This is a genomic window from Arthrobacter woluwensis (assembly GCF_030816155.1).
Classification (GTDB): Bacteria; Actinomycetota; Actinomycetes; order Actinomycetales; family Micrococcaceae; genus Arthrobacter_E; species Arthrobacter_E woluwensis_A.
In genome coordinates this window covers 311,196-328,432 of sequence record NZ_JAUSXR010000001.1, presented here as the reverse complement: position 1 = coordinate 328,432, position 17,237 = coordinate 311,196, and the positions used below count along the sequence as shown (strand labels likewise).

The following is a 17,237-nucleotide window of genomic DNA, read 5'->3' as shown; positions in this document are numbered from 1 at the left end:
GGGTAAAACGGGGGTGAGGGGTAAAAAGAGAGGGTCAGGCGTAGAGACCCTCGAGGTAACGGCCCCACGCGGCGGCGGTGGCTTCGGAGTCCCCCGACCCGGAGAAGTCGTGGACCGTCAGGCCGACCACCGAACCGAAGTGGTTCCGGCCGAAGAAGCGGTACAGCGCGTCACCCGTGCGGATCCCGAAGAACCACTCGTTGGCGAAGTCGAGCTCACCCTTCAGCTCACCGACGCCCGGGACCGTCACGGAGACCTTGTCGCCCTCCTGAGCGCCGGCGATCCCGAAGGACTCCTTGAGCTTGTCGAATGCTTCGGGCGCACCCGAAGCGGCAGGGCCCTGGACGTCGGTGAAGACCACGGGCTGACCGTCGAAGTACTTGAGGTACTGCCCCAGGGTGTGCTGGTAGAAGAGCGTGTGCTTGGACGCGCCGTCGTACTGCTGCTCCCAGTCGTCCGTGAAGACGCCGCTGTGCACATAGCGGATCCGGGACTTGCCGCCCGGCAGCGCCTCGATGGTGTTCTCCAGCTGATTGAACCACCCGCCCGGGCCGTCCATCCTCGAGATCACATGCGTGGGGTACTCCTTGACGGGGTACTCGGCGGGCCACTGATCCGTGGGGAACATCCAGGCGGCGGTGGCGTCGTTGATCGCCTCCCACACCCGCTCCGGCGTGGCTTCGACTTCGCTGGTGGCTTCGATGCGGAAATCGCGGTTCTCACTCATGGTCCTGCTCCTTGTCCGGGGTGGCGGTGATGTCATGCTCCGGCGTGGCGACCTGCCCGCCGGCCTTCAGTTCGGGGTGGAGCGCGAGCACCAGGCGGTGCCTGCGCGCGCCGGGGGCGCCGGCGTCGTGATACTTCTCCACCAGGGAGTCGACGACGGCGGAGAGCTCCTGCGCGAACTCCGCACGGTCGCGGGCGCTGGCGAAGCTGAGCTCGGTGTCGATCGCGAAGGTCGCCAAAGGCTTCCGCGCGGCGACGGCTCCCGCGATCAGCTTGCCCACTTCCTGGACGAGCCGGCCCGCGAGGGCCAGCATCCAGAAGGCGGAGAAGCGGTCGGTGTACTTCTCGGGTTTCGGCGCCATGGACGCCAAAGCCAGTGGCGAGATCAGGTAGGAGCCGGCGCTGGCCTGCATGACCCGCTCGGTCATATTGCCCTTGCGCCGCTCCTCGACGAGCTCGACCAGCCCGGCCGATTCGAGCGCCTTCAGGTGGTAGTTCACCTTCTGACGAGGCGCTCCGATCCGCCCGGCGACCGTGGCCGCCGACGCGGGCTCCGAGAGCGCTTCCAGAATCCGCGAGCGCATCGGGTCCAGCGAGACCTCCGCGACCTGGGGATCCTCGATCACTTCGATGTCCTTCATGGCTCCATGATTTCACCGACAAATTATATTGTCAAGGACATTTTTCCCTCCAACCATCGACTGCTCCATAGGATGCGTTTCCGGGCCTGAATCGGGGGGAAAACGGCATCCTATGGAGCAGTCGATCGGAGGGGAGGGCGGCAGGGCGGGGAGGGCGGGGCTAGAGCGCTTCGGCGACCTCGACCAGGATTCCTTCGGGGCCGCGGAGGTAGGCCAGCAGGAAGACGTCCTGGCAATTGACCAGTTCGCGCACCAGGCCGTAGCCCGCGGCCTCGGCGCGCGCCACGACGTCGCGCACGTCATCCACCTGATAGCAGATGTGGCTGAAGCCGTAGGTGTTCACCGGGCGGCCGTCGGAGTCGCCTTCGGCGGGCGGCGTGATGAACCGGGTGAGTTCGAGCTTTCCCTCCCCTCCGCCGGGAGGCCGGACCATGGCCATCTCCACCTGAGTCCCGTCGAGCCCGTTGACCCGGTCCGCCCAGGGGCCGCCGACCTCGGCACGGCCCTCCACTTCGAATCCCAGCGCCTCGAAGAACGCGATGGCGCCTTCCAGATCCCGCACGGTCACACCCACATGGTCCAGCCTGAAAGTGGTCATGGCGCCAGCCTACGCCCGGGACCGAGCGTCGGGGACCCCAGGAATGAACCACCCCGGAGACTCGAGATTGCACTTTCTCGGGGTTCCGCACCCTGGAAGCCCGAGAAAGTGCAATCTCGAAACGAGAGCCGGGCCGGCCGAGCCGACCAACGGGCCGACTAAACTGTCCCGGTGATGAAATCCCCCTTGCCGGTCCGCGACGGCGTGAACGCCACCCGCCTCCGCCTGCCGCACGACGGCCCGTGGGAGACCGCGCTGGACTACATGCAGCACCGGTGGGGTCACATCGACCCGCAGGGGATCCTCGACCGCTTCGACGCCGGGGAGATCGTCGGCGAGACCGGCGCTCCCCTCGACCGCACCACTCCCCTCCGCGACCACACCTTCATCTGGTACTACCGCACGCTGCCCCCCGAGGAGCGGCTGCCGGTCGAGCTCTCCATCCTGCATCAGGACGGCGACCTGCTCGTAGTGGACAAGCCGCACTTCCTGCCCACGACGCCGGGCGGCACCTACATCCAGGAGTCCGCCCTGGTCAGGCTGCGGAAGCTGCTCGACATCCCCGATCTCATCCCCATGCACCGCCTCGACCGCATGACGGCGGGCGTGCTGCTGTTCTCCACCAATCCGGACACGCGGGGGAAGTACCAGGTCCTCTTCGAGAAGCGGAAGGTGCAGAAGGAGTACGAGTGCGTGTCCGCCGTCGTCCCCGAGGACGGCTTCGCTGACCCGGAATTCCCGGCGCTGGTCCGCAACCGCATGACCAAGTCCCGCGACTACCTGCTGGCGCAGGTCGTCGACGGTGAGCCGAACACCGAGACGCGCATCGAACGGGTGGAGGTCATCGAGCCGGCGCACCGGACGGCAGCGCACGACGACGCCGGCCACCCCCGCGGGCGCGCCGTCTACCGCCTGGAGCCGCACACCGGGAAGACGCATCAACTGCGGGTGCACATGGCGTCGCTGGGGCTGGGCATCCTGAACGACCCCTTCTACCCGGTCCTCCTGGACAAGGCCCCGGACGACTACGACCGTCCGCTCCAACTCCTGGCCCGCGGGATCCGTTTCGTCGATCCGCTGTCCGGCAAGCCCGTGGAGTACCGGAGCGAGCTGACGCTGTCGGAGGCGCGGCGGGGCTGACGCCCCGCGGGTCAGTTCGGCGGTCCGGCGCGGCAGCTTCAGGCCCGCAGGCTTAGCTCAGTAGTTCGCGAAACGGCCGGCCATGCCCATGCCGAACCCCAGCACCCAGAGCACGCCGAAGCCGACGCCGATCCAGCCGAGGACCTTGCCCGCCGTCGCCGTCACGCCGAGAGCCTCGGCCCGGCCGGCCTGCACGATCGCCAAAGGTCCGAACACGATCCCCAGGACGAACAGGCCGAGCACCCCGAACACGGTGGCCTGCGAACGGTGCCCGACGCCCTGCAGATACGCCGTCTGGCTCTCGACCGTCAGCTGCCCGTCCCGCAGCCGGTTCAGATACGCGGCGTCCTGGCTCGGCCGCGAGCCGACGACCACGGCCAGGGTGACGAGCGCCGCGACCACCCCCAGCGTCAGGACGATGATGAGCAGGACCGGCCCCGGGCCGTCGAACAGTCTTCCCATGGAAATACCCCCAAAGATCTCCGGACGAGTGATCCGCACCAGCGGACGTGCCCACTGTACCGGCCCTTCGGCACGGCGTCCCGAGCCCACTCCCGCCCCACCCCGGGCCCCGGTGACGTACCTTGTTGCCATGGACTTCTCCGATCCCGCCACGTGGAGCACCGCGCTCTACTGGTGGATCGTCCCTTTGGTGATGGCGGACACCGTCTTCCCGCCTCTGCCGTCCGAGGCTGTCGTGGTGGCGGCGGGTGCTCTCGCGGCCGAGGGCCACTGCTCACTTCCGCTCGCGCTGGCCCTCGCCGCGCTCGGGTCGTTCCTGGGCGAACTCGCGGTGTTCCTGCTGTTCAAGCGGCGGCTCGCGCACCTCATGGACCGGTGGAGCCTCACCTCGAAGATCCACGCGGGCATCCGCCGCGCGCTGGAACGGGCGGGCCGGACCCCTACCTACGGCGTGATCATCGGACTGCGGTTCCTGCCGGGCGGCCGACTGGTCCTGTCCGCAGGCTCCGGAATCGCCGACATCCCCACCCGCACCTTCGTGGCGTGTTCGCTGCTGGGCAGCGTGCTGTGGGCGACGTGGACGATCGGCCTCGGCTTCGTGACCGGGCAGACCACCCGCCTGCCGTTCTGGGTCAGCTCACTGCTGGGCCTCGCGGTGGGCGTGCTCGTGGGTGCGGTGCTGGGGCTCGTGGTGACCCGCCGCCGTCGTCGCGCTTCCTGACCTGGCCCTGACACGGCGACGGCGCGGGGCCCGGTCTCCCGGTCCCCGCGCCGTCCCGCGCCGTCCGGCGCCGTGAGCCTCAGCCAGTGTTGCGCAAGCCGGCGGCCACGCCGTTGATGGTGATGAGCATGGCGCGCTGCAGGGTCTCAGCGATCTCCGACTCCCCGGAGCCCGCCTCCTCCCTGACACGGCGCAGCAGCTCCACCTGGAGGTAGCTGATCGGGTCCAGATACTGATCGCGGACGCGCAGGGACCGCTGCAGCGTGGGCTGAGCCTCGAGCAGCTCCGTCTCCCCCGTCAGGCGCTCCACTTCCTCGACCGTCAGCGCGTGCTCGGCACGGATCGCGTCGAACAGGCGGTGCAGGTCCTCCGGCACCAGGGTTCCGACGTAGTGGCTCGCGATGTCCATGTCCGTCTTGGCCAGGGTCATCTCGACGTTGGACAGCACCGAGGCGAAGAAATTCCAGCGCTCGGCCATCTCCCGGAGCTCGTGCTCGAGACCGGCTTCCCGGGCCGCCTTCAGGCCCGAGCCCACGCCGAACCAGCCGGGCACGATCTGCCGGGACTGGGTCCAGCCGAACACCCACGGGATGGCCCGCAGACCACCCAGACCGGCCCCGGAATCGGGTCGCTTGGAGGGGCGGGACCCGATGTTGAGCTGGCCCAGCTGCTCCACCGGGGTGGAGGCGAGGAAGTACGCGGGCAGATCAGGGTCGTCGATCAGCGAGCGGTAGCGGGCGAAAGCGGCGTCGGAGATGACGTCCATGACCTGGCCGTACCGTTCGCGCTCCTCCTCCGTGGTGCGCGGCGCACGGTGCAGGGCCGAACCCTGCATGACGGCGGCCAGCGAGAGCTCCAGGTTCTCCCGGGCCAGCTCGGGCAGCGAGTACTTGTCGCTGATGACCTCGCCCTGCTCGGTGAACTTGATCTCGCCTTCCAGGACACCGTTGGGCTGGGCCAGGATGGCGTCATAGGTGGGCCCGCCGCCACGGCCCACGGAACCGCCGCGGCCGTGGAAGAGGCGCAGGCGCACCCCGTGCTTGAGCGCCACATCGCGGAGCTTTCGCTGCGTCTTGTGGATCTCCCACTGACTCGTCATCACGCCGGACTCCTTGTTGGAATCCGAGTAGCCGAGCATGATCTCCTGCACGTCGCCGCGCAGCCGCACGAGTTCGCGGTAGGACGGGTCGGAGAGCAGCTGGTCCACGATCTGCTCCGAGGCCCGCAGCTCGTCCACGGTCTCCAGGAGCGGCGCGAAGCCGATCTTGGCATACCGGGTCTCGCCGTGCAGCTGGACCAGTCCCGCCTCGCGGGCCAGGACCGCGGGCGCCAGGACGTCGTCCGCGCCACGCGTCATCGAGATGATGTACGTCTCGATCACGTCCGGGCCGTACGCCTTGAGCGCCTGACGGATGACGCGGAAGACGTTGTACGTGTTGTCCGCGGCGCCGTCCAGCACGATCGGGTGGCCCGAGAGCGGGCGGTGCGACGCCAGCTCGGCCCGCAGCACCTCCCAGCGCTCCTCGCGGGAGAGCTCGGCGTACGGGCCGCCCAGCTCGCCGATGCGGTCGAACAGCTGCCCGACGGCGTCGTGGTGGTGGTCGGCGTGTTCGCGGATGTCCAGCGTGGCGAGCTGCAGCCCGATCGAGGCGACCGCTCGCTGCACCCGGGCCAGGGCGCCGTCGGCGGCCAGGGACGCGGAGTGTTCGCGCAGGGAGTCCTCCACGAGGCGCAGATCCGCCAGGACCGCCTCGGTGCAGACGTAGTCGCGGCCCGGCTCGTGGGGGCCGCCGTTGGCGATCCTGCGGCCCGTGTTGAGCAGGCGCGCCTTGATGCAGGTCAACTTGAGGCGGTACGGCTCCTGGGCGTTCAGCTCGAGGACGCGCTTGTCGAGGCCGGGCAGCTTCGCCAGGTCCTCCCGGAGCGATTCCTGAAGCTCTTCACTGGAGCCGGCCAGGGCCGTGGAGTTGGAGAGGACGGAGATCAGCTCGTCCAGCAGCGAGATGGCGATCCGGACCGCGTTCTGGTTCTGGAGCTGGAGGATCTCCCGGGTCACCTCGGCGGTCACATTGGGGTTGCCGTCCCGGTCACCGCCGATCCAGGACCCGAAGCGGATCGGGGCCTTCTCAGCGGGCAGCGTGACGCCGTGCTCGGCCAGGAGGTCGCCGAGTTCGGTCATGACCTCCGGCATGGCGCCCGTGAGGATGTTGCCGAGGTAGTAGATGGCGTTGCGGGCCTCGTCGATCGGGGTGGGGCGGACCTGGCGCAGCTCGTCGGTCTGCCACATCTGATCGATGATCTCGGCCAGTCGACGGTCCTGGCGGCTGCGCGCCGCGGTGCCGTCCTCGGTGGGTTCGGACAGGACGTCGGAGAGGGCGCGGAGCTTGTCCAGCACCGAGCGGCGCGAGGCCTCCGTGGGGTGGGCGGTGAACACCGGGCGGACGTCGAGTTCGTTGACGAGGTCCTGGAGGGCCTCGGTGCCGGCGTGTTCGGCGATCTCGGTGACGGCCTGCGCGAGCCAGCCGTCCTTCTCGGCCCGGGAGCGCAGGACGCGGACGCGGTGTACCTGCTCGGCCGCGTTCACCAGGTGGAAGTAGAAGGCGAAGGCACGCACCAGACGCGTGGCCTCCTCGAGCGGCAGGGAGGAGAGCAATTCGCGGACCTGCTGCGCGACGTCGTCGGCGCTCCACGGCCCGGTGGCGTCACCGACGCCGCGCGCCGCTTCCTTGGACTCCTTGGTCAGCAGGCGCACCTGCTCGACCAGCTTGAGGAGCTCGGGCCCATGCTGGCGCACCAGGGACTGTCCCAGGAGGGTGGAGACCCGGCGCACGTCGGCACGCAGCTCCGGGGCCAGTTCCTCGCTGGGATCGGCCGGGTTCGGGACGGCGGAGGGCAGGGTCTTGTTCAACGGCATGGGCGCTTCCTCGGGACACGGGATGGCCAGTACACGTCGCTGGATACTGAGAGCCAGATCGGCTGGCTGCTGAGCATGTGATCTTAGCCGCAAGCCACCCCTCAGGGGAACCGTCGGCCGCCGTGCGGACCCTTCAGGAAGCGGTCTGCACGGCCTTGACACGGGGCGCGTAACCGCTGCGCCAGACGTAAACGAGCGCGAGCAGCAGTCCGCCGACGAGGATCACGGCCCACCAGGGGAAGCCCGGAATGGTCGGAAGCGCGGCGGCGGCTTCCAGATCCGCGGGAGGGGTCGGGGTGACCCGTTCACCGGTGACGAGGATGCGCTGGGAGTTGATGCCGAGCGGGGTGCAGGTCACCAGCGTGACCAGGTCCTGGCCCGGGACCGCCTGGAGAGGCTTGGTCTGATCGGGATCCACCACCTGGGTGTTGATCACCCGGTAGCTGATCACTTCACCGGCCACGGAGAGGCTGAACATGTCGCCCTCCTTGACCCGGTCCAGGTCGGTGAACATGGTGGCGTTCGCCAGGCCGCGGTGACCGGTGATGACGGAGTGCGTGCCGGAACCGCCGACGGGCAGCGAGGTGCCCTCCAGGTGGCCCAGGCCTTTGAGCAGGGTCTCGTCCGAGGTCCCGTGGTAGATCGGCAGGTCGACCCCGATGGACGGGACCATGAGGCGTGCCATGACGCCGGTGGCTGGGTCCTTGAGGATCGAGCCGTAGTTCAGGGAGCTGTCGCTGCTCTTGCCCTCGCCCGTGGGCAGTCGCTGGTTGGCGTCGAGCACGGCGCCGGAGGCGAGAGCCTTGTTGTAGGCGTGGGCGAGGCGGAGCTGTTCGTTCTCGCGGCCACGGTCGGCGTCCACGGACGTCGCGCTGTTGGCGATCACGCGGGACTGCTCGAGCTGGGAGAACCAGGAGGCCGCGGTGGGGTACAGGAGCACCGCCATCCCGGCCAGGGCGATGACGGCGACCACCACGGCGGCCACCGGGAGACGCCAGGTGCGGACGGGGCGGGCAGCGCGCCGGCCCCGGGCGGTGCCCGGGGCCGGCGCTGTGCTGGGAGCGTTCATGAACTCACCCGTTGGTGGTGGTCACCGGTCTCAGCGCTGTGCTGCGCGACGGCGGCTGATGACCAGCGCTGCGCCGACGGCGAGCAGGACCAAGGCGATGCCGGTGACGGTCAGCAGAAGCTGGCCCTCGGCGCCGGTGAACGGCAGGCTCACGGCGGGCTGCTGCGTGTTGGCGATCTTCAGCACGACCGGGGCGGTGTCACCGTTGGCCTTGACCGTGACCTGGGTCCACGGATCCTGGGGCAGGGTGTAACCGGCCGGAGCCTGGGTTTCCTTGACCCAGTAGGTCTTGCTGGTGACTTCGTTGTTGCCGACCCACAGGCTGATGGAGGCCTTGCCGTTGGCATCGGTCACGAGGGTGCCCACGGGCTGAGCGGCGTCCTTGGCGGTGTAGATCTCGAAGTGCGCGCCGGAGAGGGTCTTGCTCTCGTCCTGCTGGGCGTACTTGAGGATCTGCAGCGGGCCCCAGTTGGTGCTCGGCTTGTTGGTGTCGACCTTGGAGCCGTTGGTGTTCACGGTCGCGCTGTTCTTGATCACGCCATCGGCGCCCAGGGAGGTGACCTTGGTGGTCACCTTCGCGACGACGGTCTGGCCCGAGGAGAGCTTGGCCACGCCGGCCGGGGTGAAGGTGATGGTGACGAGGCCGTTGGACTCGGTGACGGTGTAATCGGTGCCGGAGGTGAAGCCGTCCACGGTGGCGGAGGTGTAGCTCAGGCGGGAGTCCAGCTGGTCGGTGATGACGAAGGACTTGTAGGTGTCACCGGTGGCCAGGGCGGGCACCGGGGCGTTGATGGTCCAGGTGACCTGGGAGCCCAGCACCGGAGCGACCGGATCGGCCACCTCCTTGGTGGGGGTGGTGGTGTTGATCTTGTTCTTCGGGTACACGTGCACGTCGTAGAGCCAGTTGCCGTTGCTCTGCGGCAGCGGCAGCGTCACCAGGAACGGCTGGGCCGGGGAGATGACGTTGTTGGTGCCCGGATCCGTTTCGGTGACCAGGTACACGGCCTGCGGCAGGGACTGGGTCACGGAGCCGTCGGCGCCGGTGGTCACGCTGACCGGGGTGCCGAACGCGTAGCCGTTCGCCGCGGTCACGTCCGAGGCCTTGACGCCCTGCAGGAGATCCCAGCCGGCCTGCGTGTGCAGGTCCAGGGCCTGGCCGTTCTTCGAGGTCACCGGGGTGATCTTGAAGGTCACACCGGCCAGGGCGTTGCCGAGCTGCGAGGTGTCGGTCTTCTGGGTGCCGTCACCGGCCGCGCCGGGCGTGCCGTCGTACTTGTGGATCGTCAGCGACGTCGGCGTGGACTCGTTGATGTTGCCGGCGGACGGCGCCGGGGTGTCCGCCTGGGCTGCGGCGGCGCCGCCGACCAGTGCGAGCGCTACGGCGCCGGCCAGTGCGGCGAAGCGCCGTCCCAGACCAAACGTGGAGTGGCCCATGGTGTTGTTGTCCTTTCGGAGGTCACCGGCGGCGTTCGCCGGAGATGCGGGGATGAGGTGTCGAAGGTGGTGGAAGATCATGACTTGGCTGCCCGGCGACGGTGCAGGACGACGGCGGTGACGCCGGCTCCCAGCAGGACGGCGAGCCCGCCGAGGGTGAAGAGGTCCGACCCTGTGCCGCCCGTGAACGGCAGCGTCACGGCCGCTCGCTGCACGTTCTTGAACGCCGTGGTGAACGCGAAATCCTTGCGGTCGGAGGTGAGCGTGAAGCGGTGCGGGGTCGTGTCCAGGACGTAGCCGGCCGGCGCGGACTTCTCCACGAGCGTGTAGTCGCCCAGGTTGAGGCCGGCCAGGTTGAATGCGCCTGCGGCCGGGTCCTTGTCGGCGCCGGTGCAGGACGCCGCGGAGGCGGCGACGCAGTCGGTGATCTCCTGGGTGGCGCCGCCAGGACCGGTCAGGGTCCAGACGGAACCGGCGAGGGCACGGCCGGATTCATCGGCCTTCTTCCAGGTCACGGACCCGGCCTGGTCCTGGTTGGTGATGGTGCAGGTGACGTTCGCGCCGGCCGCGACGGAGACCGTCTTGCCGTCGGCCGCGAGCGTGCCGCCCTGGCAGGTGATGCCGGCCTGCGCGTAGCCCGCGAGGAGGTCCTCGGAGATGACGTAGGAACCGGTGGCCACGTAGCGCTTCTGGCCGGTGTTGTAGCTCAGCACGTTCTGGCCCTGGGTCGCCTTGAGGTGACCGTTCCAGTCGGTCGCGGTGCGGGTTCCGCCGTGCGTGTTCTGGACGTTCTTGATCACGGTCAGCGTCTGGCAGGTGACGGTGTTGGTCACCTGGTAGACGTTCTCGGTGCCCGGGAGCTTCACGGTGGTGGGCTGCCCTATGGCCTGGGTGCCGTTGACACCGGGGCCGGAGATGGTGGCGGAACTGAGCGTGCAGCCGGGGAACGCGTTCGGGTCGATGACGGTGGTCTCACCGATGCCGACGTTCTGGCCGACGGTGAAGCCGGTGCGGCGCTGGCCCCATGTGACGGAGCCGGTGCCGGTGCCGCCGGGGGTGAGCGACGGCGTCGCGGAGATCCCGGCGGGCTGCTGGCCGTCGGCGTAGCTCTTGCCGTCCACCACCCAGGTCTTGTTGACCGTCACCGCGGCGGAGCGCGGCGAGTTGACGATCCGGCACAGGATCTCCTGCCCGGTGACCGGGATGGTGACGGAGCCGGAGGTCCCGGTGCCGGAGACCGCGGGGGTCATCGGCTGGCCGTCGACGGTGCACTGGTAGCTGCTGGTGTAGCCGGAGAGGTTCGTGCCGCCGGCGCCGGTCTCGGAGAAGTTCACGGTGGTGCCGCGGACGGCGGGCAGCGGGCCCACCCGCTGGGACTGGACACCCGTGGCCGTGCCCGTGGTGGTCGCGGTGCCCAGGGTGGTGGAGCCCTGCGTCAGGCTCAAAGCGAACTGGTCGGTGTCATTCACGCGGCCCTGCACGTCCTTCTCCAGCGTGATGGTCGCCGGGGAGGAGCAGGAGGCGAGGTCGGTGCCGGAGTAGCCGGAGGTCGAGGACGCCACGACCGTGGCGTTGGTCCAGTTCGGCATGTCGTAGGAGGTGACCGTGTTGCCGGTGCCGAGGTAGGCCTTGCCGGAGGCGTCGAAGGCCACGCCGTTCACGTTCGCGTTCGTGGTGAAGGAGTTCGACGTCGACGACGGGATGGTGCCGCCTGTGCCGGTCGCAAGGTTGGCCGCGGTCACGGAGAAGACCGTGGTGGTGCTGCCGACGCCGCGCACCACGAAAAGGTTGCCGGCGGCGTCGAACGCCATGTCACCGTTGGAGGCGGAGGCCGCGTTGACGGAGGTGTCCAGCGTGCCCATGAAGGTGAAGCGGGGCGTGCTGCCTGGGTTGTACCGCCAGAGGTAGTACTGCGTGCCGTTGCCGGAGAAGCCGCCGAAGTAGTACGAGCCGGTCTTGAGGTCCACGGCGCCGGCCACGAGCTGGCCGGTGTAGCCGTCGTTCGCGGTGTTGTAGGCGTCGCCCGTGTTGGTCCAGGCGAGGCTGACCGGGTCGAAGGAGAACATGGTGGCGGTGCGGCCGCCGTTCGTGCGCTCGTACGCCAGGACGGGGGAACCGCCCGTGCCGATGCCGAGGCCGTTGAAGCTGGAGACGCCGCTGGCACGGGAGCCGATCGAGGTCACGGTGCCGGCGGTGACCTGCTGGAGCTGCCCGGTCGCCGACACGCCGTACACGACCCCGGCGGTGCACTGGATAACCGAAGCGTTGGGTGCTGCGGGCACGGAACGAGGCGCCGGGACGGTGAGAGCCTGCGCGGGCGCGGCTCCGCTCACCACGGCGCCGGCGATCAGCGCACACAGCAGTGCGAGGTGCACGATCAGCGGACGTCTTCTCCCGGCTGGTGGGTTTCCAGGCCGAAACGGCACGAACATCAGACTCTCCTTAGGGCGGGTACAGCGTCGGGCGACAGAGGGATCACGGGTTCCGGCTGGGTTTCCGGCACAGCTTCAGCCAGGAAGATCTCCTCGGTCGGAGGTTCCCTATGGCATTCGCAGCGGCAGACCAGGCAGGCGTCATGCATCCCGTCCCGGCAGTCGAAGGTCATGTACTTCGGCAGCCCGGCTGCGGTCCCCGCTCCGTCGGAGCGCGGACGCGAAGCACGACGCCCCGTGAAGAGGGCGCGGCGCAGACCACGCAAGATCCAGATCACGCCCGTCCTTCTCTGTGGCATCAGCGCTCAACCGAGCCCAGGGCGGCCGCCCCTTTCGCCTGTTCATGGTCTTAGTGAGGGGTCTGACGGATTCGTGACGAGAAAAATGCGGACTTTCAGCACATATTTTCGTGTCATGCAAGTCACATAAAAGAATGGCGAAAAATATCGCCGATTTCGCGACACGATTTGCAGGTTCGGCCCACTTAAAGCGCTTGCAAGCTCGGCGCCACGGGCATTGCCGGGAGCCATTCAGGGGTCCCGCGGCCGGTGCCGCTCCAGGGGTCGGCGGAGAATCCCCGGGCGGCCGACAGCACGACGACGGCGGGTGGGGAGCGCGAGGAAAGGACCGCCGGGAAGGGACCGGGGAAGCGGTAAGGGTGAGCCGGACACCGGCCGGCAGCCGCAGGGATGGGCGTCTGCGGGGACGGTCTGCGGACACGAAAAATGCGGGTGCCGGCTATGCCGCCGCAGCGGCGATCTTAGGGAACGCCGGCACCCGCACCCCGTACACGGAGCCGCATCAGCTCAGCGCACGGAAGTCTCGGTCCAGGAGCAGAACGAGACCTGCATCGGGAACCACGACCAGACCGTGGTCCCCGACACCTATGGAGAGCACCGTCGGACGGAATCGTGACGCGACCACGTCACGGGAGGAAACATGGCGGCAGTGAGAGGGCCGGGGCGCGGGGAGGCCGCCGGTTCAGACGGCGCCGGGACCGTCGACTGAGCTGCGGCCGTCCCCGGACCGGGGACCGTGCGACGCGGAGCGGCGGCCGGCGAACCCGACGACCAGGAGCGCGACCGCGACGAGGACGCCACTCGCCCCGAGCCACCACCAGACGGTGGTCTCAAGACCGAGGGGAGAAACCTGCCAGTCGCGGCAATACGACTTCGAGGTGTCCTGCGCGTCCACACAGATCCCTGCACCGGCCACCGGCGCGAAGACGATGAACGCGACCACGAGCGCGCCGAGGACCGTCCAGATCAGGGTCTTCGTCCGCGCTCGCATGCGCTCACTCTACGCCGCGGAGGGCGCGACGGCAGGGGCCGGTTCCGCCCACTCCGTCAGGGCGGAACGGCGCGGGCCGACCGAGGGTCAGAGCGCGGAAAGGCTCACAACGTGCCGAAGATCGGACACTGCCACCAGGGGATGCCGACACATGGCGTGGTCGTCGGATCCGGGGTCTGCGGTCCGACGGACGTCGTACTCGTCGGATCCGGGGACACCGGACCGGTCGAGGTCGTCGAATCCGTGGGGACCGGCATCGTCGCAGAATCGGTCGGGACCGGCGTCGTCGTGGTTTCCGTCGGCGTCGACGCGGTCGTCGGCCCCGAGGTCTCCGTCGGCGTCGCGGTGCCCGTCGGCGTCACGGAGCTGCTCGGGGTCGCGGTGGCACTCGGCTTCGCACTCGCGCTCTTGCTCGGCGACGGCGACGTGCTGCCCGTCGCGGAGGGCGTCGGGGTGGGGGTGAGCGCGGGAGGAGCAGGGAACAGCGGCGTGAGGAGCTGCGGCAGATCCGACGGGCTGGGCTCGGGGTCCGGCGCGGGAGCCGCCGGCTTCGCCTCCGTGGACTTCGTCGCTGTGGACTTCTTGGCCACCGGCGGCTTCACGGGAGGCTGCGCCACGGGTGCCTGCGCCCCGGTCGGCCCGGCGGCCTGACTCTGAGACGCGGACTGCTGGGTCGCCGGGGACTGCCAGGCGGCCAGCACGGAAGGAGCCATCACGAGTCCGACGGCGACCACCGCGATTCCCGCCACGGCCGCGCCGATGCCGAGCGCGCCCGCGCCGGCCAGCGCACCGCCCGCGGCACCGCCACCCGCGGCTCCACCGCCGGCAGCACCTCCGCTCGCACCGCCACCCGCGGCTCCGCCGGCGGCGCCCGCGGCAGCGGTTCCACCGAGCACACCGGCGCCCACACCACCGGTGGTGCCGGCGAGGGATGCCAGGACGGCGGTCTGACCCGCCGACGTGAGCCACCAGGCGGCGGGGCCCGCACCGATGATCAGCGGCAGCAGGACGGCCTTGATGGTGGCGCGCACATCACCGAGCTCGACCATGATGGCGGTGCACTTGGCACAGGTCTCCAGGTGTTCGCGCACCTTGCGTTCGGCGCCACGCGGCAGGCTGCCCCGGACGTAGCCGCCCAGCTTGTCACGGTACGGCTTGCACTCCTCTGGGACGTCACCCGTGACGTGGGCCTGCAGATATTCACGGCGCAGCGCGTCCCGGGCGCGGACACCCAGGGCGGAGACGGCGTTGGGGGCCAGGCCCATGATCGGCGCGACGGCGGCAGGCTTCTGGCCCTCGACGTCGAGGTACCAGATGACTTCCTGCCAGCGCTCCGGGAGAGCGCGGAACGCGGTGGCCGCCGCCTGGCTCTCGAATTCCATCAGCGTGGGATCGTCAGGGGTCTCCAGACGATCCAGCTGCTGTTCATCGGCCGTGGGGATGGCGCGCCCGGCACTGCGATTGCGGGCGTAGGCGGTCCGGCGCACCACCTGCAGCAGGTAGGCGCGGAAGAAGGTGTCCGGGCCATCGCCCGAGCGGAGCTTGTCCAGGACCGCATGGAAGGAATCGGCGACGACGTCTTCCGCGTCGGCGTAGTTGTCGACGGACTGGCGGGCGATGGAGAGTGCCAGAGGGGCGTGACGCTCATAGAGCACGCCGAAAGCATCCTGGTCCCCTTCGCGGACCTGGAGACACAGGTCCCCGTCACTCATCTGGGTGTCGTCTGACACGCCATACCCCCTCCGTTGCACCGCGTTCCCCTCCGAAACGCTCCCCATAGAAGAGAAGTAGTCTTGGAGTGCAGATCGTGACGCCGGATCTTCCGACTTTTTTTAATTGTGACACTTCGCACGAAGGCCGTAAGTCGCGTCACGATGTGTCAGCCGTGCACACTCAATTTTACGTTAGACATGCACGATCAGCACTGGACGGGAAGGGGGGCGCCATCATGCACCCGACGCCGGGTATGGAGAACCAGGACCACCTGTCCTGGCGCGAGTTGGTGGAGACCTGGCGCGCTGCCAGCCTCGGCGCCGGCTGGCGACATACCGGGGACTGGGACCTGGCTCCCGTGGAGTCGATCGCCCAGCAGCTGCTGACGGATGCCAGGCTATCCTCCGAATCCAGCGCCAGCCTGGGCGTCGCCCGGGCCTGGGCCGGCGTCGGCGCCCGCGAAGTCCTCCTGGATCTCAAGGCGCTCTACACCTCCATGGGCCAGGAGCTCGATCTGGATGCGACGGCCTGCGCCATCGACGCCTGGGCCGAGACCAGTCACGACACCGCCGAACTCGGGTGCCTCGACGTCGCCACCGGACTTTACACGCCCGCTCACTTCCGGCACACGGTCGGCGAGATGCTCGCCGCGGATTCCGGACCGGTGCTGGTGACCTCGTTCGCCCTGCGCTACAACTGCGCGGCCGCCCCGCTGAGCTGGACCCTGCTCGCGGAGCTCGGCGATGCGGTGAGCCAGGCGCTCGGCCCGGGATTCTGCGCGGCCCACATCTCCGGCACCGTGACGGTGGCCAGCCGCGACGACGAGGAGTCGCTGCGCCGCCTCCAGGAATGCCGTCAGGCCCTGGAATCACTGCGCGACGGTGCCCTGATGCCGGTCGCCGTGACCGAGGAGGAGGCCTCCCGGAGCGGCTTCGCCGGCGCTCCCGGAATTTCTTTGAAAAAGATCTCCGGCATCGCGTCACGATTCGAGGGCTGACCCCACTCAGTGTTCGGGAGGTCCCGAGGCACGCCCCCCATCGTCTCGGGGCCGGGCGCCGTGGTTCATGCCACGGCGCCCTCCTCTTTTTAATCGATCCGCCCCGTTTTGGGTGGTCAGCCCAGGCCGCCAGCCAGGGAATGAGCCGTGGCACGCCATGGTTAGGTGGAGTGAGTTCTCGACCAGGAGGAACCATGAACCCCTCAGCCACGCAGTCATCCACCGGCGCCACACAGCAGGCCGCCACCGATCCGCAGGAAGCCCGCTGGCTCCGCTTCCGGGACAACCGCAACGCCGCCCTGGCCACCTCCCACGGCTGGCTCACGCTCACCTCGCTGCAGTGGCTTCCGGACACCCCTACCGCGCTGGAGGGCGTCCCCGGGCTCTGGTGGACCGACGGGACCACCGCCTGGCTGCGCGCCACCGAGGAGGACGGCCTGCTGGCTCTCTCCCCCGACGACGGCGAGTCCGGTGCCACGGGCACTGACGGCGGGCGGGAGGACGGCGTCGTCGTCGGCACGCTGAGCGCGCAGCTGAACGATGAGGAGTCACTCTACTGGGTGACCTTCGGAGGGTCGGACGGCACGCGTGTGCTCGTGGAACTGGCGGTCCGGGGCGGCCGGTATGCGATCCGCACCCGCGATGACGCCTCCCCCGCCTACACCGGCTTCCAGGGCGTCCCGGTGTTCGACTACCGCCCGGAACTCGTCGTGACCGCACGATTCGAACCGTATCCGGAGCCGCGCGCCGTGCCGATCGCCACCGCGAATCCGCACGTGACGAGCGTGCACCACTCGGTGGGCGAGGTCGTCTTCACGCTGCCCGGCTCGGACGTGGAGCACCGCCTTCAGGCCGAGGAGGAGAAGCTCGGCGCGCTGACCATCACCTTCCATGATGCGAGCAACGGCGACACCACCGACGAGTGGCGCAAGGTCTCCACGGTCCGGCCGCGGCCGGACGGCACCGTGGTGATCGACTTCAACCGCGCCATCAACTACCCGAGCGCCTTCACCGACTTCGGCACCTGCCCGGCCCCGGTCCCCGGCAACGCGATCCCCTCGGCCGTGGAAGCCGGGGAGCGGAAGGCGCGCTGAGCGCCG

The 17,237-nt window shown here is 69.2% G+C and carries 14 protein-coding genes; 4 read left to right on the top strand and 10 right to left on the bottom strand.

The window, feature by feature from the left end; translation table 11 throughout:
* Positions 1-34: 34 nt before the first annotated feature.
* The 3 genes from QFZ52_RS01535 to QFZ52_RS01525 all read right to left on the bottom strand — a co-directional run bounded on the left by QFZ52_RS01535 (position 35) and on the right by QFZ52_RS01525 (position 1,965).
* On the bottom strand, positions 35-727 hold the full coding sequence (locus tag QFZ52_RS01535) for an SRPBCC family protein (RefSeq protein WP_307495868.1): 693 nt from the start codon (positions 725-727) through the stop codon (positions 35-37).
* Entirely contained in the window at positions 720-1,367 is a 648-nt protein-coding gene (locus tag QFZ52_RS01530) for a winged helix-turn-helix domain-containing protein (RefSeq protein ID WP_307495867.1), read from the bottom strand. The genes QFZ52_RS01535 and QFZ52_RS01530 overlap by 8 nt, the downstream gene beginning before the upstream one ends.
* 160 nt (positions 1,368-1,527) lie before the next feature.
* Complete coding sequence (locus QFZ52_RS01525) at positions 1,528-1,965, bottom strand: VOC family protein (RefSeq protein ID WP_307495866.1); 438 nt, start codon at positions 1,963-1,965, stop codon at positions 1,528-1,530.
* A 174-nt stretch (positions 1,966-2,139) separates the two neighbouring features.
* Here QFZ52_RS01525 and QFZ52_RS01520 point away from each other — a divergent pair, with 174 nt between their 5' ends.
* Positions 2,140-3,105 carry a pseudouridine synthase gene (locus tag QFZ52_RS01520; RefSeq protein ID WP_307498622.1) on the top strand — a complete coding sequence of 322 codons (966 nt, stop codon included), beginning with the start codon at positions 2,140-2,142 and terminating at the stop codon, positions 3,103-3,105.
* Positions 3,106-3,162: 57 nt separating this feature from the next.
* On the opposite strand, the gene QFZ52_RS01515 is transcribed toward QFZ52_RS01520, so the two are convergent.
* Positions 3,163-3,567, bottom strand: a complete 405-nt coding sequence (locus tag QFZ52_RS01515) for a hypothetical protein (RefSeq protein WP_307495865.1) — start codon at positions 3,565-3,567, stop codon at positions 3,163-3,165.
* A gap of 130 nt (positions 3,568-3,697) precedes the next feature.
* Between QFZ52_RS01515 and QFZ52_RS01510 the strand changes: the two genes are divergently transcribed.
* The gene (locus QFZ52_RS01510; RefSeq protein ID WP_307495864.1) at positions 3,698-4,288 is read left to right on the top strand and encodes a DedA family protein; all 591 of its coding nucleotides are present in this window, start codon (positions 3,698-3,700) and stop codon (positions 4,286-4,288) included.
* Between the two features lie 79 nt (positions 4,289-4,367).
* On the opposite strand, the gene ppc is transcribed toward QFZ52_RS01510, so the two are convergent.
* The 6 genes from ppc to QFZ52_RS01480 all read right to left on the bottom strand — a co-directional run bounded on the left by ppc (position 4,368) and on the right by QFZ52_RS01480 (position 15,157).
* Positions 4,368-7,202: a phosphoenolpyruvate carboxylase gene (gene ppc, locus QFZ52_RS01505; RefSeq protein ID WP_307495863.1), complete on the bottom strand. Its 2,835-nt coding sequence runs from the start codon at positions 7,200-7,202 to the stop codon at positions 4,368-4,370.
* A gap of 133 nt (positions 7,203-7,335) precedes the next feature.
* Positions 7,336-8,271, bottom strand: a complete 936-nt coding sequence (locus QFZ52_RS01500; RefSeq protein ID WP_307495862.1) for a class C sortase — start codon at positions 8,269-8,271, stop codon at positions 7,336-7,338.
* A 30-nt stretch (positions 8,272-8,301) separates the two neighbouring features.
* Complete coding sequence (locus tag QFZ52_RS01495) at positions 8,302-9,705, bottom strand: SpaH/EbpB family LPXTG-anchored major pilin (protein ID WP_307495861.1); 1,404 nt, start codon at positions 9,703-9,705, stop codon at positions 8,302-8,304.
* Positions 9,706-9,782: 77 nt separating this feature from the next.
* Positions 9,783-12,080: a SpaA isopeptide-forming pilin-related protein gene (locus tag QFZ52_RS01490; protein ID WP_307495860.1), complete on the bottom strand. Its 2,298-nt coding sequence runs from the start codon at positions 12,078-12,080 to the stop codon at positions 9,783-9,785.
* A 1,038-nt stretch (positions 12,081-13,118) separates the two neighbouring features.
* On the bottom strand, positions 13,119-13,427 hold the full coding sequence (locus QFZ52_RS01485; protein ID WP_307495859.1) for a hypothetical protein: 309 nt from the start codon (positions 13,425-13,427) through the stop codon (positions 13,119-13,121).
* Between the two features lie 104 nt (positions 13,428-13,531).
* Positions 13,532-15,157, bottom strand: coding sequence for a sigma-70 family RNA polymerase sigma factor (locus tag QFZ52_RS01480; RefSeq protein ID WP_307495858.1), 1,626 nt, complete (start codon positions 15,155-15,157; stop codon positions 13,532-13,534).
* A gap of 218 nt (positions 15,158-15,375) precedes the next feature.
* Between QFZ52_RS01480 and QFZ52_RS01475 the strand changes: the two genes are divergently transcribed.
* Both QFZ52_RS01475 and QFZ52_RS01470 read left to right on the top strand, forming a co-directional pair.
* Complete coding sequence (locus QFZ52_RS01475) at positions 15,376-16,137, top strand: hypothetical protein (RefSeq protein ID WP_307495857.1); 762 nt, start codon at positions 15,376-15,378, stop codon at positions 16,135-16,137.
* Positions 16,138-16,331: 194 nt separating this feature from the next.
* Complete coding sequence (locus tag QFZ52_RS01470) at positions 16,332-17,231, top strand: DUF1684 domain-containing protein (RefSeq protein WP_307495856.1); 900 nt, start codon at positions 16,332-16,334, stop codon at positions 17,229-17,231.
* Positions 17,232-17,237: the final 6 nt, after the last annotated feature.

Coding starts and splice junctions, on each gene's coding strand:
- QFZ52_RS01475 (WP_307495857.1), top strand. CDS start 15,376: ATGCACCCGACGCCGGGTATGGAGAACCAGGACCACCTGTCCTGGCGC.
- ppc (WP_307495863.1), bottom strand. CDS start 7,202: ATGCCGTTGAACAAGACCCTGCCCTCCGCCGTCCCGAACCCGGCCGAT.
- QFZ52_RS01470 (WP_307495856.1), top strand. CDS start 16,332: ATGAACCCCTCAGCCACGCAGTCATCCACCGGCGCCACACAGCAGGCC.
- QFZ52_RS01520 (WP_307498622.1), top strand. CDS start 2,140: ATGAAATCCCCCTTGCCGGTCCGCGACGGCGTGAACGCCACCCGCCTC.
- QFZ52_RS01515 (WP_307495865.1), bottom strand. CDS start 3,567: ATGGGAAGACTGTTCGACGGCCCGGGGCCGGTCCTGCTCATCATCGTC.
- QFZ52_RS01510 (WP_307495864.1), top strand. CDS start 3,698: ATGGACTTCTCCGATCCCGCCACGTGGAGCACCGCGCTCTACTGGTGG.
- QFZ52_RS01500 (WP_307495862.1), bottom strand. CDS start 8,271: ATGAACGCTCCCAGCACAGCGCCGGCCCCGGGCACCGCCCGGGGCCGG.
- QFZ52_RS01530 (WP_307495867.1), bottom strand. CDS start 1,367: ATGAAGGACATCGAAGTGATCGAGGATCCCCAGGTCGCGGAGGTCTCG.
- QFZ52_RS01495 (WP_307495861.1), bottom strand. CDS start 9,705: ATGGGCCACTCCACGTTTGGTCTGGGACGGCGCTTCGCCGCACTGGCC.
- QFZ52_RS01525 (WP_307495866.1), bottom strand. CDS start 1,965: ATGACCACTTTCAGGCTGGACCATGTGGGTGTGACCGTGCGGGATCTG.
- QFZ52_RS01535 (WP_307495868.1), bottom strand. CDS start 727: ATGAGTGAGAACCGCGATTTCCGCATCGAAGCCACCAGCGAAGTCGAA.
- QFZ52_RS01485 (WP_307495859.1), bottom strand. CDS start 13,427: ATGCGAGCGCGGACGAAGACCCTGATCTGGACGGTCCTCGGCGCGCTC.